Annotated in this window: 15 protein-coding genes and 1 pseudogene; 10 read left to right on the top strand and 6 right to left on the bottom strand. The window is 69.6% G+C overall.

Going from position 1 to position 15,458, the window contains the following annotated elements:
- Positions 1 to 142: pseudogene (locus tag ACZ7OH_RS47600) on the top strand (IS110 family transposase); the annotation flags it as partial.
- Between the two features lie 23 nt (positions 143 to 165).
- Here ACZ7OH_RS47600 and ACZ7OH_RS47595 read toward each other — a convergent pair.
- Genes ACZ7OH_RS47595 through ACZ7OH_RS47585 form a run of 3 tightly spaced genes read right to left on the bottom strand, consistent with a single transcriptional unit; the run spans position 166 to position 1,317 of the window.
- Positions 166 to 579, bottom strand: a complete 414-nt coding sequence (locus ACZ7OH_RS47595; protein ID WP_470286984.1) for an LLM class flavin-dependent oxidoreductase — start codon at positions 577 to 579, stop codon at positions 166 to 168.
- Positions 580 to 628: 49 nt separating this feature from the next.
- Positions 629 to 1,156, bottom strand: coding sequence for an LLM class flavin-dependent oxidoreductase (locus tag ACZ7OH_RS47590; RefSeq protein ID WP_470286983.1), 528 nt, complete (start codon positions 1,154 to 1,156; stop codon positions 629 to 631).
- Positions 1,153 to 1,317 carry a hypothetical protein gene (locus ACZ7OH_RS47585; RefSeq protein WP_470286982.1) on the bottom strand — a complete coding sequence of 55 codons (165 nt, stop codon included), beginning with the start codon at positions 1,315 to 1,317 and terminating at the stop codon, positions 1,153 to 1,155. Before ACZ7OH_RS47585 ends, ACZ7OH_RS47590 begins: the two co-directional genes overlap by 4 nt.
- Before the next feature lie 668 nt (positions 1,318 to 1,985).
- Here ACZ7OH_RS47585 and ACZ7OH_RS47580 point away from each other — a divergent pair.
- The 9 genes from ACZ7OH_RS47580 (at position 1,986) to ACZ7OH_RS47540 (ending at position 12,605) form a co-directional block, all read left to right on the top strand.
- Positions 1,986 to 2,435, top strand: coding sequence for a DUF1931 family protein (locus ACZ7OH_RS47580; RefSeq protein WP_470286981.1), 450 nt, complete (start codon positions 1,986 to 1,988; stop codon positions 2,433 to 2,435).
- Positions 2,436 to 2,650: 215 nt separating this feature from the next.
- The gene (locus tag ACZ7OH_RS47575) at positions 2,651 to 3,589 is read left to right on the top strand and encodes an ABC transporter ATP-binding protein (protein WP_470286980.1); all 939 of its coding nucleotides are present in this window, start codon (positions 2,651 to 2,653) and stop codon (positions 3,587 to 3,589) included.
- Positions 3,586 to 4,419 (top strand): ABC transporter permease, encoded by an 834-nt coding sequence (locus ACZ7OH_RS47570; RefSeq protein WP_470286979.1) that lies wholly within the window; start codon positions 3,586 to 3,588, stop codon positions 4,417 to 4,419. Before ACZ7OH_RS47575 ends, ACZ7OH_RS47570 begins: the two co-directional genes overlap by 4 nt.
- A 68-nt stretch (positions 4,420 to 4,487) precedes the next feature.
- On the top strand, positions 4,488 to 5,792 hold the full coding sequence (locus ACZ7OH_RS47565) for a sensor histidine kinase (protein WP_470286978.1): 1,305 nt from the start codon (positions 4,488 to 4,490) through the stop codon (positions 5,790 to 5,792).
- Positions 5,789 to 6,466, top strand: a complete 678-nt coding sequence (locus tag ACZ7OH_RS47560; protein WP_470286977.1) for a response regulator — start codon at positions 5,789 to 5,791, stop codon at positions 6,464 to 6,466. Before ACZ7OH_RS47565 ends, ACZ7OH_RS47560 begins: the two co-directional genes overlap by 4 nt.
- A gap of 330 nt (positions 6,467 to 6,796) precedes the next feature.
- Positions 6,797 to 9,493, top strand: coding sequence for a PKD domain-containing protein (locus ACZ7OH_RS47555; RefSeq protein WP_470286976.1), 2,697 nt, complete (start codon positions 6,797 to 6,799; stop codon positions 9,491 to 9,493).
- 412 nt (positions 9,494 to 9,905) lie between these two features.
- On the top strand, positions 9,906 to 11,081 hold the full coding sequence (locus ACZ7OH_RS47550) for a COG4705 family protein (RefSeq protein ID WP_470286975.1): 1,176 nt from the start codon (positions 9,906 to 9,908) through the stop codon (positions 11,079 to 11,081).
- A 102-nt stretch (positions 11,082 to 11,183) separates the two neighbouring features.
- Positions 11,184 to 11,819, top strand: coding sequence for a DedA family protein (locus ACZ7OH_RS47545; protein ID WP_470286974.1), 636 nt, complete (start codon positions 11,184 to 11,186; stop codon positions 11,817 to 11,819).
- Positions 11,820 to 12,146: 327 nt separating this feature from the next.
- Positions 12,147 to 12,605 carry a DUF1707 SHOCT-like domain-containing protein gene (locus ACZ7OH_RS47540; protein WP_470286973.1) on the top strand — a complete coding sequence of 153 codons (459 nt, stop codon included), beginning with the start codon at positions 12,147 to 12,149 and terminating at the stop codon, positions 12,603 to 12,605.
- A 53-nt stretch (positions 12,606 to 12,658) separates the two neighbouring features.
- On the opposite strand, the gene ACZ7OH_RS47535 is transcribed toward ACZ7OH_RS47540, so the two are convergent.
- The 3 genes from ACZ7OH_RS47535 to ACZ7OH_RS47525 are packed head-to-tail and all read right to left on the bottom strand — an operon-like array spanning position 12,659 to position 15,425.
- Positions 12,659 to 13,708: an ABC transporter substrate-binding protein gene (locus ACZ7OH_RS47535; protein WP_400899711.1), complete on the bottom strand. Its 1,050-nt coding sequence runs from the start codon at positions 13,706 to 13,708 to the stop codon at positions 12,659 to 12,661.
- A 26-nt stretch (positions 13,709 to 13,734) separates the two neighbouring features.
- Positions 13,735 to 14,613 (bottom strand): ABC transporter permease, encoded by an 879-nt coding sequence (locus tag ACZ7OH_RS47530; protein WP_470286972.1) that lies wholly within the window; start codon positions 14,611 to 14,613, stop codon positions 13,735 to 13,737.
- Positions 14,610 to 15,425 carry an ABC transporter ATP-binding protein gene (locus tag ACZ7OH_RS47525; RefSeq protein ID WP_470286971.1) on the bottom strand — a complete coding sequence of 272 codons (816 nt, stop codon included), beginning with the start codon at positions 15,423 to 15,425 and terminating at the stop codon, positions 14,610 to 14,612. The genes ACZ7OH_RS47530 and ACZ7OH_RS47525 overlap by 4 nt, the downstream gene beginning before the upstream one ends.
- Between the last annotated feature and the right edge of the window lie 33 nt (positions 15,426 to 15,458).

Below are 15,458 nucleotides of genomic sequence, written 5' to 3'. Positions count from 1 at the left end.
CGCCCGCGGTTCCAGCCACAATGCTGCCTTGCGCCAGCTGGCCAACCGGCTCGTGGGCATCCTGCATGGCTGCCTCAAAACCGGCACCGTCTACGACGAGACGACCGCCTGGGCGCATCACATCAACTCGGCTGCGGCTTGACATTCAAGCTCCTGGGATGTCTTTCAGGCGGGCCACGGCGGAGCGGGCACCTCGCGGCGCAGCGCGGGCGCGACGTCGGACTGGAACAGCTCGAGCGCGTCCCGGTGCTGCCGGGTGGTGAGCCCGTCGCGGTCGGCGTGCAGGTGCATGACCTGGTGCCCGAGTTCCTTGTGGTAGCGCAGTACCTTGTCGACGACCTGCGCCGGGCTCCCGATCAGCGCGGAGCTGCGCTCGACGAAGTCGTCCAGGGTCCGGAAGACCGGCTCCAGTCCGAGCCGCGTCTGCATGGCCAGCCGGCTTTCGAAGATCGGCCGGTAGGTCTCGAGCGCCTCCTGCGACGTCCGGGCGACGTGGAAGCCCGCGGTGCCCGCACCGACGAGCGCGGCGGCCGGATCGTGGCTGTGGTGGGCCCACCTCTCGCGGTAGTACCGGACCAGCTCGGCGTACGGCTCGACGGGGTTGGTGACGTTGGCCGAGAACAGCGGGTCACACGCGGATCGGCCGCTGCAGGGGCCGCGGCCAGACCTCGGCGTCGGTCAGCGAGGGCCGGAAGCGTCCGGACCAGGTGACCTTGTCCTCGCGCCAGAGCCGCCGGAACAGCTCGTAGCCTTCGGCGTTGCGGTCCCACTGGTCGTCCGGGGTGACGTGGAACAGCTCGCGCTGGGCGGCGCCGTTCCCCTTGCCGATGATCAATTCCAGGCGGCCGCCGGAGAGGTTGTCGAGGGTCGAGTAGTCCTCGAACGCGCGCACCGGGTCGAGCAGGCTGAGCGTGGTGACGGCGGTGAACAGCCGGATCCGTGCCGTCCGTGCGGCGATGTGGCTCAGGACCACGGGCGGCGACGACGAAATGAACGGCCGCTCGTGGCGCTCGCCGACCGCATAGCCGTCGAAGCCCAGTTCTTCGGCGAGCTCGGCGTTCGCCACCACCTCCCGGAGCCGCTCGTGCGTGGGCGCCAGGCTGCCGGTGACGGCGTCGGGGACGTGGGTGATGAGGGTGATGAGCAAGAACTTCACGCGTTCTCCACTTCACGGGCTCGGTACTCCCCAGCTAGCCCGAGCCGAGGCCGCACCGCACTCGTGTTCACGATGTGGGCGCGGCCGGGGAGGTGGTCGCGCTTGTGGCGGGCGAAGTCGGGCCGGACCGGCGCGGGGAGCTCCCAGGCGTCGAGCAGCACCCGAGGACGGCGTCCACCGTCCGTCGCCGGGCGCTTGCCGGACAAGATCGCGGCGCCCGGCGGCGGTAACCGAACACGGGTGGGGTCACCTGGCATACCGCGAGGTCGTCGTGTCCAGCCGAGGGCCGGGCGCCCCGGCTCGTCCGCAGGTGGGTCGTGTCGTCGGCCCGGCATCCGATCGTCTGGCTGCCGCGCGCCTCGGCCGCGCGATGCGGCCCGAGCGGACCAGCGCATTGCCGGCAGGTGGGTGCCGTTGCGCCTCGTCAGTACCTTCGGGGCCGGCTCGCCCCTTGCCGGCCGAAGCGTCGACGAGGTCCTGCCCTGCCGGGTCGATCGTTTCCCGCGAATTTCGACCTGCCGGGCGCACGCGCGGACACGGCCGTCTTTGTCACTGTGTGTGGGTACCAGAGAGGTCACTGCGCCAGCGGTTTCCGCAGAGCTCGTGTCCGCTGGGGAAACCGCGTCGCGGAGCCGGTTTGACGCGGTAGGTCCCCTCGCGACACGTGCCCGGACGAGGTGATGAGGAGAATCATGATCTTGATGTGTCTCGCCCCGCTACGCCGTGTGGGGGACGTACGCCGCAGCTCGGTCAAACGGATGGCCTCGGCGGTCGGGGAAGGCGCCATGGCCGTCCGGTTCGTCCAAGAAAATCTCTCACAGGAGGTCTGATGCCGGTCATGGGTGCGACGCGGTTCGAACGGTTCTTCCGGGTGGCCGCGAGCCTGGATGTCGACAAGAGCGATCTGAAACGGTACGACGAATTCCTGGACCGCAAGGTTTACGACCTCTTCGTGGTCGCCAAGGCCACGGCCAAGGCCAACGGGCGGGACGTCATCGAGCCGCGAGACCTGCCGATCACCAAGGGACTGCAGGAGCGCATGCACGAGTTCCTCAAGATGGACGAGGACCTGGAAGTGGTGCCGCTGCTCGAGCAGCTCCTGGCGCGTCCCGCGCTCGGGGTCGCGATCTCCGAAGAGACCGAGGCGCGGCTCCCGGCCGTCGCCGGCGGCCTCAGCGTGGCTCTCGCCCAGGCGTTCAAGATCATCGATCCGCGGGTCAAGAACCCCGGCTCCGCCGAGTGGGACCAGGTCTTCCGGATGTTCGAACTGCTCCTCTGAAAGGGCCGCGCATGGTCAACGAACTCGTGAGCCCAGTCTGACCGCGTCCTCGGCCGAGCTGAGCCGAGGCTCTCCCGGCGGTGCGCTTGTCGTACCGCGGTACTACGCGCCGCGCTGGATTTCCTCCCGCGGTACCGCCTCGCGGCCCGGTTCCCTTCCTACCTTTGAGGAAGAACGGGCCGGGGCGACCGGTCCGCGGATCCAGGGGATGAACGATGATCGAGGCACATCAGCTGACCAAGCGGTACGGGGAGAAGACGGCGGTCGACCACCTGGACTTCACCGTCCGGCCGGGCTCCGTCACCGGGTTCCTGGGGCCCAACGGGGCGGGCAAGTCGACCACGATGCGGATGATCGTCGGGCTGGACGCGCCGACCAGCGGCTCGGTCAAGGTCAACGGCCGCCGCTACGCCGAGCACACCTCGCCGCTGCAGGAAGTCGGGGTCCTGCTCGAAGCGAAGTCCGTCCACGGTGGACGGTCGGCGTTCGACCACCTGCTCGCGCAGGCCCAGACCCACGGCATCCCGCGACGGCGGGTCGACGAGGTGATCGAGCTGACCGGGCTGCAGTCGGTGGCGAAGAAGCGCGCGGGGAGCTTCTCCCTCGGCATGGGCCAGCGGCTGGGGATCGCCGCGGCCCTGCTCGGCGACCCGGCCACGATCATGCTCGACGAGCCGGTCAACGGCCTGGACCCCGAGGGCGTCCTCTGGATCCGCAACCTGCTCAGCGGGCTCGCGGCCGACGGCCGCACCGTCTTCGTCTCGTCGCACCTGATGAGCGAGGTGGCGCTGGTCGCGGAGCACCTCATCGTCGTCGGCCGGGGCCGCCTGCTCGCCGACACCACCGTGCACGACCTCGTCCGGGACGCCGGCGGCGACACCGTCCAGGTGGCCACCGCGGACCCCGCGCGCCTGCGCGAGGTCCTGGCCGGTCCCGGCGTCGAGATCGCGGGCCGCACCGGTTCCGAGGAGCTGCAGGTGAAGGGCCTCTCGGCCCGCGCCATCGGCACCAAGGCCGCCGAACACGGCATCGCCCTGTTCGAGCTGTCCGCCCGGACCGTCTCCCTCGAAGAAGCCTTCATGGACCTGACCCGCGACGCCGTCGAGTACCACGGCGTCACCACCGGCATCGACGCGCTCGGGAGGGCGGCATGACCACCTTGACCCCGGAAGCCCCCGCCCGCACCGCCCGCCCGGTCTACCGGGTGACCGGGCGCCACGTCCTGCGCTCCGAGTGGACCAAGCTCTGGTCCCTGCGCTCCACCTGGATCACCCTGGTCCTCGGCCTGGTGTTCCTGGTCGGCTTCGGGCTGATCTCCGCCGCCCGGTACAAGTCGAACATCAGCTCCGGCCAGCCGCTCGACCCCGACTTCGCCCACGCGACCGCCCTGAGCCTGTCGCTGTTCGGCACGAACTTCGCGCAGCTGGCGCTGGGTGTGCTCGGCGTGCTCGTGACCGCCGGCGAGTACTCCACCGGCATGATCCGCTCGACCTTGACCGGGGTCCCGCGCCGACTGCCGGTGCTGTGGTCCAAGTCGGCCGTGTTCGGCGTCGTCGCGCTGCTCGTCGGCACGGTCGGCGCGTTCCTCGCCTTCGTCTTCGGCAACGCCATCGTGGCCGGGACGCCCGCGGCGATGTCGCTGTCGGACCCGGGCGTGCTGCGCAGCCTGCTGGGCACCGGGCTCTACCTGGGCCTGGTCGGCGTGATCGGGGTCGCGCTCGGTGCGCTCCTGCGCTCGGTCGCCGGGGGCATCTCGGTGCTCGTCGGCGCGCTGATGCTGATCCCGGGCCTGGTCTCGCTGCTGCCGAAGTCGTGGCAGGCTGACATCAGCCCGTACCTGCCCAGCAACGCGGGACAGGCGATGTTCGCCCTGACCCACGACGCCACCACCCTGGCGCCGGCCGCGGGGATGCTGGTCTTCGCCGGCTGGACGGTCCTCGTGCTGGGCGGCGCCGCCTACCGGCTCGCCCGGTCCGACGCCTGACCCCCACCGCCGGCGCGGCCCCTGGTGCCGCGCCGGCGGTTTTCCGCGACGATGAGCAGGTGACACCCGTGCCCGACGACCAAGCCGCGGCGCCGTCGTGGACCGGATCCCCGCTGGTCGCGCGCCTCACGGCGTACGGCCAGCGGCTGCGGCAGTCCGACCGGCGCCACCCGTGGGTCCTGGACCTGGCGGTGATCGCCGCGCTGTTCCTGCTGTTCTGCCTGCCGGACCTGGTTCAGCACGACGACGGGCCCGGTCCCGACGAGCTGCGGCTCGCGTTCACCCACCTGCCGGCGGCCGGCACCCTCGCGCTGCAGGCCGGTCTGCTGCTGCCGCTGTTCTGGCGGCGCCGGGCCCCCTCGGTGGCACTGGCCCTGACCGCGGTGGTGTTCGCCGTCCAGTGGTCGCTCGGTGTTTTCCTGCGCGCCGACGTCGCCGTGCTCGTCGCGCTCTACAGCGTCACCCTTTACGCGCGGCCGCGGCACCTGCCGTGGGCGGGCGCCGGAGTGGTCGCGCTCCTGCTCCCCGTGGCGGCCCGGGTCTCCCGCGCGGTGTCCGCGGTGTCGTTCTGGGAGGCGCTGTTCTTCCTGCTCACCGCCGTCACCGCGGCCGTCGCGCTCGGGCTGGCCGTCCGGATCCGCCGGGCCCAGCTGGCGAGCCTGCGCGATCGCGCGCGGCAGCTGGAGATCGAGCGGGACCAGCGCAGCAAGCTGGCCGCCGTCACCGAACGCACCCGGATGGCCCGCGAGATGCACGACATCATCGGCCACAACCTGTCGGTCATCATCACGCTCGCCGACGGCGGCGCCTACGCGGCCGACCTCACCCCCGAACGCAGCAAGCAAGCGCTCGAGCTGGTCGGCGACGCCGGGCGGCAGGCGCTGGGGGAGCTGAGGCGCATGCTGGGTGTCCTGAGGGAGAAAGCGGACGCGCCGGAGCTGAACCCGCAACCGGGAATCGGCGACCTCGACGCGTTGTGCACGAGGATCCGCGCCGCCGGACCGGAGATCGTCCTCCGGTCCGCCGGGGAGCTGGACACCCTCGATCGGGGGGTGCAGCTGATGACCTACCGGATCGTCCAGGAGGCGCTCACCAACACGCTCAAGCACGCCGGACCGCGCACCCGGGTCGACGTCCTGATCGCCGTCGAGGGTCCGGCGCTGCGCATCCGCGTCCAGGACACCGGACCGCCCGATGCCGCCACGCCGCTCGAGCCACCCGCCGAGGAAGGGCACGGGATCGCCGGGATGCGGGAACGCGCGGCGCTGTACGGCGGCACGGTCACCGTCGGCCCCACCGCCGGCGGTGGGTGGGTCGTGCAGGCGGTCCTGGATCTGACCCCGATCTCCGTCCCGCCCGGCGGTGCGCTGTGACGACCGTGCTCATCGTCGACGACCAGCCCCTGCAACGGTTCGGCTTTCGGATGCTGCTCGACGCGACGCCGGACACCGAAGTCGTCGGCGAAGCCGCGCACGGGGCCGAAGCGGTGCGCCGGACCGCGGAACTGCGGCCCGACGTCGTCCTCATGGACATCCGCATGCCCGGCATGGACGGCATCGAAGCCACCCGCCAGATCCTCGCCACCGGCGGCCGGTCCCGTGTCCTCGTCCTGACCACTTTCGACCTGGATGAGTACGCCTACGCCGCGTTGCGTGCCGGAGCGAGCGGGTTCCTCCTCAAGGACGCCCATCCCGAAGAGCTGCTCGCCGGCATCAGGGCGGTCGCGGGCGGCGACGCCGTCATCGCCCCGGCATTGACCCGGCGGCTCCTCGACACCTATGCCGAGCGGCTCCCGGACGCCAGCGCCGATCCGCCGTCCCGGACCGATCCCCGCTGGCTGAGCTTGACCGAACGCGAGCAGGAGATCCTGGTCGCCATCGGCAGCGGGTGGACCAACGGCGAGATCGCCGAACGCCTCGTGCTGTCGGAATCCACGGTCAAGACCCACGTCGGCCGGGTGCTGGCGAAGGTGGGTGCCCGAGACCGCGTCCAGGCGGTGATCTTCGCCTACGACCTCGGCCTGACCCGGCCGAACCCGCCGAGCTGACCTGCCCGGCTGGTGACCTCCGGTCCTCGTTCATGACGGTCCGTCTCGTCGGTAGCGCGCCGATTCGTGCAAAGCGCGGAATACCAGGCATTGCGCCGTTACTTTCCCGCATCGGACGAATGCCCGAAGATGGCCCGGAGATGAACGTCGGATGTCGTGAATTTCTGATCAAGTAGAGGGTTTTCGGACGGTTAACGGACTGCTAAAAAATGGACAGCCGAGAGAAATTGGCGACTGACGTTGCTTGTGGGAAACCTGTTCGATCCGGACCATCCCATGACGGTGGCCGACGGCCACCTTTTCCGCCGAGGACTCTGCTGGGGAGCACCCATGATCAGGTGGAAGTCACGGATGGCCGGCGTCGCGGGCATCGTCCTGCTGCTGGGTGGGCTCGGGCTGAGCCCGGCCGGTGCGAGCGCCCGTCCGGCGACGGGTGTCGGCTCGTGCACGATCAAGAACTGGAATCCGGACGCCGACCCCGACGACGCGAAAGATCGCCCGGAAGGAAATCGGCCACAGTCGTACAAAGGGGATGACTACGACTGCACCGGTGCGAGTTTCGCCGCACCGGGCGTCGAATTCACCCATTTCCCGCAGCCGAAGAACTTCAAGAGCCGGACGAGCCTCGGGACGTCGAGCCCGATGACGGCCGCCGCGTCGAACCCGCTCGCGCCCTACTTCCCGCCGTTCACCCACTTCGTGGTGCTGGTGCGGGAGAACCACACCTTCGACGACTACCTCGGTGACTGCGCCACGACGATCCAGGCGGGCTGCAACGGCGCCGTGCAGAGCACGAACCACGTGAGCTCGGTGCCGAACCTGCACGCGCTCGCCAAGAACTACTCGCTGATGGACGCCTACAGCACCGGCACGCAGCCGCCGAGCGGCCCGAACCACTGGTGGCTCTTCTCCGCCCAGTCGCAGTCCAGGTCGCAGCAGCAGTCCTACCCGGCTGCCACCGGAACGCAGTTCGACCGCTTCCTGAAAGGCGTGTCGAGCCCAGGCGGTCTGGGGACCGACCCGTGCGCGACGCAGACCGGGACCACCACCGGCACCAGCCCGTACTCGATGGTGACCAGCGGCGATTTCTACTGGATGCTCAGCAGCGGCAGCGGGGAGTGGAAGAACCCGGGCACCGGCAAGCCGGAGGTGCTGCCGGTCAACCGTCCCGGCACGTCGACCCCGGAACTGCTGAACTACAACAACTACACCTGCCGGGCCCAGAACGACGACGACCAGGTGATCGGCAACGGCTTCCTGAACTACGTCTCCGCCAACGGCCTGCCGGCCTACTCCTACGTCGAGCTGTTCAACGACCACCCCGGCACCTACCAGGACATCCCGAAGAACGACGCCGTCACGAAGCAGATCGTCGACTCGATCATGAACAACGCGTCGTACAAGGACAACACCGTCGTCGTGGTCACTGAGGACGACACGCAGAACGGCTCCAACGGCCCCGACCACGTCAGCAACACCTACCGCGTGCCGACCGTCGTCGCGGCGTCGCCGAAGTACATGAAACAGGGCTACGTCACGCATGTCGCGTACAACACGAACAACGTACTCGCCGCGATGGAGCGGACGTTGCAGAACGTCTCGCCGGGTGCCATCGACCCCGGCGGCAACCTCGGCCTGACCACGTTCCCGATGACGACCGCGGACCAGGCCGCGCTCGGCGACCCGCTGGAGGACCTCTGGGTCCAAGGCGCCACCCCGCTTTCGGCCTCGGCAACGGCCTCGCCGACGACGGGCAACGCGCCGCTGACCGTGTCGTTCGGCGGCTCGGCGACCGGCGGCCTGGCCCCGTACTCCTACAGCTGGAACTTCGGTGACGGGTCCGCCGCGAGCACGACCCAGAACCCGAGCCACACCTACACGAGCGCGGGGACGTACACCGCGACGCTGACCGTGACCGACAGCGCGTCCCCGGCGCACACGGCGACGTCGAGCGTGAACGTCACGGTCGGCTCGGTCGGCCAGCCACTGGCCGCCTCGGCGTCGGCCGCGCCGACGTCCGGCCAGGTTCCGCTGAACGTCGCGTTCTCCGGCACCGCGACCGGCGGCACGCCGGCGTACTCGTACAGCTGGAACTTCGGTGACGGGTCCGCGGTGAGCACGGCGCAGAACCCGAGTCACAGCTACACGAGCGCGGGGACGTTCACCGCGACGCTGACGGTGACCGACAGCGCCTCGCCGGCGCACACCGCCACGTCGACGGTCCAGGTCACGGCGTCACCGATCGCCGGGGCACCACCGGGCGCCCCGACCGGCCTGACCGCGACCGGCGGGAACGGCCAGGTGACGCTGAACTGGACGGCCCCGGCCGACAACGGCGGCGTCAATATCACGAACTACCGCGTGTACCGCGGCACGGCGAGCGGCGGGGAAACCTTGCTCACGACGGGCGGGTGCGGCGGCCTCGGCGCCGTCCTGAGCTGCACCGACACCGGTCTCGCCAACGGCCAGGCGTACTACTACCGGGTCAGCGCGGTGAACTCGATCGGCGAGGGCGCGCAGAGCGGCGAGGCGACCGCGACGCCCACGGGCTGCCCGCAGACCCAGCTGCTCGGCAACCCCGGCTTCGAAACCGGAAGCGCCACACCGTGGACGGCGACCGCGGGCGTGATCGCCAACAAGGCCGCCGAACCCGCCCACACCGGCAGCTGGGACGCCTGGCTCGACGGCTACGGCTCGACGCGCACCGACACGCTCTCGCAGCCGGTCACGCTGCCGACCGGGTGCTCGAGCTACCAGCTGAGCTTCTGGCTGCACGTCGACACGGCCGAAACCTCGACAACGGCCAAGTACGACACGCTGAAGGTGCAGGTGCTCAGCAGTTCGGGCGCGGTGCTCGGCACGCTCGCGACGTACTCCAACCTCGACCACAACACGGGGTACGCGCAACGGACGTTCAACCTCGGCGCGTACGCCGGGCAGAACGTCACGCTGAAGTTCACCGGGGCGGAGGACTACACGAAGCAGACGTCCTTCGTCCTGGACGACACCGCGATCACGGTGAGCTGATCGTCAACCGAGGTCGGAGCCGGTCGCCTGGGGGCGACCGGCTCCTCTGCAACACCGAAACGAATTCCGGGCGAACGCCGAGGCGTATTCGCCGCCAGAGCGCGCAAGCAGGACAACCCGGCGTTACCCGGAAGGCTGAACGGCAGGACGGGGGCGCACCGTTAACCGTCCTTTTGCCCTCCTGCAGCTGATCACTAATGCGGTTGTCCCTAGCGTGGCGAGCCGTGACGGGACTTCGCGCCCCTTTGCCGGGAACCTCCCCCTCGCCCGGCGATGGTGCTTCCTGGGGTCCCGTCACACCTCGTCCCGGCACGTGCCCGCCCGCCCGTTCCGCCGTCGCGGCGGACGGACCAGGAAAGAGTCCATGACCTCACAACGTGTTCTTCAACCGCATCGCCAGCTGCTCAACAAAGTGCCGGAAATCACGGTCTATTTCTGGATCGTCAAGGTGTTGTGCACGACGGTCGGCGAATCGGCGGCCGACTTCCTCAACGTCAACCTGAACCTCGGCTTGACCGGCGTATCCGTCATCACCGGCGTCCTGCTGGCCGTGGCTCTGGCCGTCCAGTTCGCGACGCAGCGCTACGTGCCGGGCGTCTACTGGCTGACCGTGGCGCTCGTGAGCGTCTTCGGCACGTTGGTCACCGACAACCTCACGGACGCCGCGGGCGTGCCGCTCGAGACGAGCACCCTGCTCTTCGGCGTTCTCCTCGCGGTGACCTTCCTGGCGTGGTACGGCACCGAGAAAACCTTGTCCATCCATTCCATCGTCACCCGGCGCCGGGAGGCGTTCTACTGGCTGGCGATCCTGTTCACCTTCGCGCTCGGCACGGCGACCGGTGACCTCATGGCCGAGGTGCTGGGCCTGGGCTACCTCGCGACGGGTGCCATCGTGGCCGCTTTGGTCGCCCTGCTCGCGATCGGGTGGCGGCTCGGGCTCCACCCGGTGCTCGCCTTCTGGTGCATCTACGTCCTGACCCGCCCGCTCGGCGCGTCACTCGGCGACTACCTCGCACAGCCGCCGGACGCGGGCGGCCTCGGTCTGGGGACGACCGTGACCAGCCTGATCTTCGCGGCGGGCATCCTCGGCACCGTTCTCTACCTGTCGGTCAAGAAGCCGGACATCACGCCGGCCGCGCCGGCCGATGCTTCGCGGGAGCGAGGTGGCCTGTGGCAGACCGTCGTCGTGCTCGCGCTGGTCCTCATCGCCGCGGCGACGGGCTACAGCATGCGGAAGTCCGCGCTGCAGGACTCCACGGGCCCGGCTCCGGTCGCGGCACCGAACGCGAGTGGCGGCGGCCCGGTCGCTCACGTCACGCCGCTGGGTGACCTCTCGGCCTTCCGGAAGATCACGCAAGACACGCTCGACCTGCTCGACGCCGGCGACCAGTCCGGCGCGACGAACCGGGTCGACGACCTCGAGAGCCAATGGGACCAGGCCGAGGCCCGGTTGAAGCCGAAGGACCGGGCCACGTGGACCGAAGTCGACAGCAAGATCGACAAGGTGCTGCGTGAGCTCCGGGCCACGAGTCCTCAGCCGGCGGACGAGAAGGCGGCTCTCACGGCGCTGCTCGGCTCGCTCGGATGAGTCCCGGCTCCCTCGTCTGCGGGCGGCTCTTCTACAATCGTGTAGAAGAGCCGCCCGGCTGCCGGAGCGGTGCGGAAGTCACCGTCGGAAGGTGGTCGCGGCGTGAACCCCCTGAGTGCGACGTCCTGGTTGTCCAGTCTGGGCACGGCCGGGGTGTTCCTGGTCCTGTTCGCCGAGACCGGTCTGCTGGTCGGCTTCTTCCTGCCGGGTGACTCCCTGCTGTTCACCGCCGGGCTGTTCTGCACCACCAGTGCCTCGGCTCCGGTGCACCTGTCCTTGCCGCTGGTGCTCGTGGCGTCGGTCGCCGGCGCCGTCTCGGGCGCCCAGGTCGGGTTCGTGCTCGGCCGGCGGGGCGGCCGCGCGCTGCTGGGGAAGATCGGCAACCCACACCTGCACCGGGGCGTCGAGCGCGCCGAGGAGCTCTTCTCTCGATACGGCCACGCGAAGGCCATCGTGCTCGCCCGGTTCGTGCCGGTCGTGCGGACGGTGCTGAACCCGCTCGCGGGCATCCTCGACGTGCCGGCGCGGACCTTCCTGGTGTGGCAGGTGCTCGGCGGCCTGCTCTGGTCCGTCGGGGTCACGCTCGCCGGCTACGTGCTCGGCGCCAGCATTCCGGGAATCGACCAGTACCTCCTGCCGATCATCGCCGTCGTGGTGGTGGTCTCCCTGATTCCGCTGGCGCTGGAACTCCGTCGCGGCCGCAAGCGCCCGTCCGAGGGTTCGGACCGCAGCCTTTGACCCTTGGTCGCCCGAATTGTGGCGTTCGGCAGGGGTGCACGCCTGGTTGATCGCGGCACCAGGGAAATGGTCGTTCGGGGCTCCGTGAGTCGCATTGCCGGCGACGTTCACCGTGAGCTCCAGGTTCCGGGACGTCGGGGCGAATTCTTTACCGAGGGATCGGTCAGGTACACCGCCAGCGGTGCGGTCAGCGTGCCTCGCGCACGATCACGACGCGCGGCATCGTCCGGCTCTCTTCTGCGACTATCCTGTAGAAGTTCTACACGTTAGTAGATTAAAGAATGATGAGAGTTTCGGCTCCCGCTCTGCTGCAGACCGAGGTGCACCATGACGGAACCCGCTGAACACCGACCCGCTCCACCCGCCGGGAACGACGCGACCACGCCGGAGGGCGTGCGCTGCTCGGATGCCGAGCGCGCCGAGACGGAAGCGGCTCTCCACGTCGCCGTCGGCGAAGGGCGGTTGACGATTGCGGAGGTCGAAGACCGGATCGCCCTGGTCTACGCCGCCCGGTACCGCCACGAACTCGCGGCCATCACGGCGGATCTGCCGTCAGCGCCCGAAGCGGCCGCCGGCTGGGGCCCGATCGTGTCCGCGGCGGGCCGGCAGGTGCTGACCGACCTGTCGGCGCTGCTGGGACGCGGCGGAACGGTCAGTGCTCGCCGCCGCCTGGCGATCGCGCTCGTCACCCTGGCCATGGTGCTCGTCGCGGTGTCGTTCGTCGTGTTGGCGCTGCACGGCATCGGCGGGGACGGCTTCGAGCACCACGAACTCGGCCGGGAGTGACGCGAGCCGGCCTCCGCCCTGCCGGGCAGGGCGGAGGCCGGCTCGGCCGCTGGTCACTTGATGGTCTGGTTGGCCTGCTGCGCGAACTCGGTGGTGTAGGTCTTGGTCAGGTCGACGTTGTGGCCCTTGACGTTGGGGTCGAAGGACGACAGGACGTTCAGGACGGTCTGCGGCCCGTCTTGGGGCATGATCCCGTCCGGGGTGTAGATGCCCTTCTCGTCGGCCAGTGCCTTGACGTAGGCGGCGCGCCCGACGCCGGTGTAGTACTCGGCGGGCATCTGGTCGGTGATCTGGTCCGGGCTGCTCTTGGCGATGAACTTCATCGTCTTGACGAAGGCGTTGACCAGCTTCTGCACGACATCCTTGTGAGCGTCCACATAGGACTTCTGCATGTACACCGCCGACGCGGGGTAGACGCCGCCGAGGGCCTGGGTGGCGCCCTGGGCGGTGCGCATGTCGACGAGCACCTTGGCCTGGCCGGTGTTGAGCAGCGCCGAGATCGTCGGTTCGGTGGTCATGCCGCAGTCGATGGACTTGTGCTGCATGGCGGCGATGAACGTGTTGCCGGCTTCGACCGCGACCGAGTGGACGTCGGCGGCCTGCAGGCCGTTGCGCACGGCGAGGTACTTGGTGAGGAAGTTCGTCGACGAGCCGAGCCCGGTGACCCCGAGGTTGCGGCCCTTCCAGTCGGCGGGGGAGTGGATCTGGCCGGCGACGTCGCTGCGGCACAGCTCGACCTCGCCGGGCACCTGCAGCAGCTGCACCACCGATTCGGTGGCCTTGTTCTTGCCCTGCAGGTCGATGGTGTGGTCGTAGAACCCCACCACCCCGTCGACCTGGCCGGCCAGCATCGCGGTCTCGGCGTCCACGCCGGCGGGCTCGTCGGAGAGCTGGACGTCCAGCCCTTGTTCCTTGAAGTAGCCGAGGCGTTCGGCGAGCTTGGCGGGCAGGTAGATCTGCTTGTTGGCGCCGCCGACCATCAGCTTGACCGTGGTCTGCCCCTGTGCGTTGGTGGACGCGGCGGGTGCGGTCGGGGACGAGCCGCAGGCGGAGAGCACGAGAACCGCTCCCAGCGCGCCGGTGAGCAGGAGTTTGCGGGACATGGTGGAGCTCCTTTGCTTGCGGGGGTTCACAGTTCGGCGCCGGCGGACGTGGTGGGCGGGCGCCAGGCGAGCAGCTTCTTCTCGAGCAGCCCGATGAAGCCCTCGGTGATCAGGGCGACCGCGGCGATGATGACCATCGCGGCGAACACGCCGTTGGGGTTGAAGCTGCCCTGTGCCTGCTGGATGAGCAGGCCGAGGCCGCGTTGCGCGCCGAGGAACTCCCCGACGATGGCGCCGATCAGCGCGAAGCCGAAGCTCACGTGCATGCTGGCGATGATCCAGGTGAACGCCGAGGGCAGCACGACCTGCCGGGTGACCTGGCTGCGGGACGCGCCCAGGATTCGCGCGTTGGCCATGTAGTTGCGGTCGACTTCGCGGGTTCCCTGGTAGGCGTTGAAGAACACGGCGAAGAACACCAGGACGACGGCGAGGGCGACCTTCGAGGGGATGCCCAGGCCGAGCCAGACCAGGAAGATCGAGCCCAGGACGATCCGCGGGATCGAGTTCATGATCTTGATGTAGGGCCCGAAGATCTCCGACAGCAGCCGCACCCGGCCGAACGCGACCCCGCACGTCACCCCGAGCACCAGCCCGATGCCGAAGCCGAGGAACGCTTCTTCGAGCGTGATGCCGATCTGCTCCCACAGGGATCCGGCGTCGGTGCCGTACTGGACCCATTGCCCGAGCTGGTCCACGATCGCGCTGGGCTGGCCGAAGAAGAACGGGTCCAGGATGCCGACGGCGGTCGTCAGCTGCCAGGCGCCGAGGAAGACGACCGCCACCGAGACGCGGGCGATGTTCACCAGGATCCGGCGGCGCCGGGCCCGGGTCTTGACGGCGCGGGCGTCCTGGGTCGCGGCCGTGCTCGCCGGGGAAACCGCCGGGGCGGGGCTGGGGGCCGTCATGATGCCGCCTTGGTCGTGCGGGCGTAGGCCAGTTGAACCTCGTCGCGCAGGGACGACCAGATCTGCTGGTACAGCTCGACGAACCGCGGGTCGAAGCGGATCTCCTGGGCCGCGCGGGGACGCGGGAGGTCGATGTCGTACACCGCCTTGACCGTGGCCGGACCGGCGGTCAGGACGACGACCTTGTCGGCCAGGGCGATGGCTTCCTCGAGGTCGTGGGTGACGAACACGACCGTCGGGCGGGTCAGCTGCCACAACGCGAGCAGCTCGTCGGACATGATCGAGCGCGTCTGGACGTCCAGCGCGCTGAACGGTTCGTCCATCAGCAGGATCCCGGGTTCGTTGATCAGCGACTGGGCCAGCGCGACGCGTTTGCGCATGCCGCCGGAGAGCTGGTGCGGGTAGTGGTTCTCGAAGCCGGACAGCCCGACCCGGCGCAGCCAGTCACGGGCGCGTTCGCGGACTTCGTGCTTTTCCCCTCCGCGCCACCGAGGGCCGGCGCACACGTTGCCCAGCACGGACTTCCACGGCAGGACGGCGTCGTTCTGGAAGACGAACCCGACCTTCGGGTCGATTCCGGTCACCGGCGTGCCGTCGACCAGCACCTGGCCTTCGGTGGGCCGGTCGAGCCCGGAGATCAGGGTGAGCGTGGTCGACTTCCCGCACCCGGTCGGGCCGACCACCGCGCAGAACTCGCCGGCACCGATCTCCAGGTCGAGGTCGCGCAACGCGGTGTACATCTGTCCCGACGGCGTCGCGAACCGCTGGGTGACGGTCGCCAGCCGGATCGCCGTCGGCGTTGAGGTGTCCATGGCCCGAGGACAGTAGGAACCGGCGCGGCAGTG

The sequence above is a fragment of the Amycolatopsis sp. NPDC114478 genome (genome assembly GCF_055633805.1).
This window is presented reverse-complemented; position numbering and strand designations above follow the sequence as displayed.

What these genes read in the sequence shown, in the direction of transcription:
- ACZ7OH_RS47580 (WP_470286981.1), top strand. Translation starts at nt 1,986, where the DNA reads ATGCCGGTCATGGGTGCGACGCGGTTCGAACGGTTCTTCCGGGTGGCC.
- ACZ7OH_RS47575 (WP_470286980.1), top strand. Translation starts at nt 2,651, where the DNA reads ATGATCGAGGCACATCAGCTGACCAAGCGGTACGGGGAGAAGACGGCG.
- ACZ7OH_RS47570 (WP_470286979.1), top strand. Translation starts at nt 3,586, where the DNA reads ATGACCACCTTGACCCCGGAAGCCCCCGCCCGCACCGCCCGCCCGGTC.
- ACZ7OH_RS47555 (WP_470286976.1), top strand. Translation starts at nt 6,797, where the DNA reads ATGATCAGGTGGAAGTCACGGATGGCCGGCGTCGCGGGCATCGTCCTG.
- ACZ7OH_RS47540 (WP_470286973.1), top strand. Translation starts at nt 12,147, where the DNA reads ATGACGGAACCCGCTGAACACCGACCCGCTCCACCCGCCGGGAACGAC.
- ACZ7OH_RS47535 (WP_400899711.1), bottom strand. Translation starts at nt 13,708, where the DNA reads ATGTCCCGCAAACTCCTGCTCACCGGCGCGCTGGGAGCGGTTCTCGTG.
- ACZ7OH_RS47530 (WP_470286972.1), bottom strand. Translation starts at nt 14,613, where the DNA reads ATGACGGCCCCCAGCCCCGCCCCGGCGGTTTCCCCGGCGAGCACGGCC.
- ACZ7OH_RS47525 (WP_470286971.1), bottom strand. Translation starts at nt 15,425, where the DNA reads ATGGACACCTCAACGCCGACGGCGATCCGGCTGGCGACCGTCACCCAG.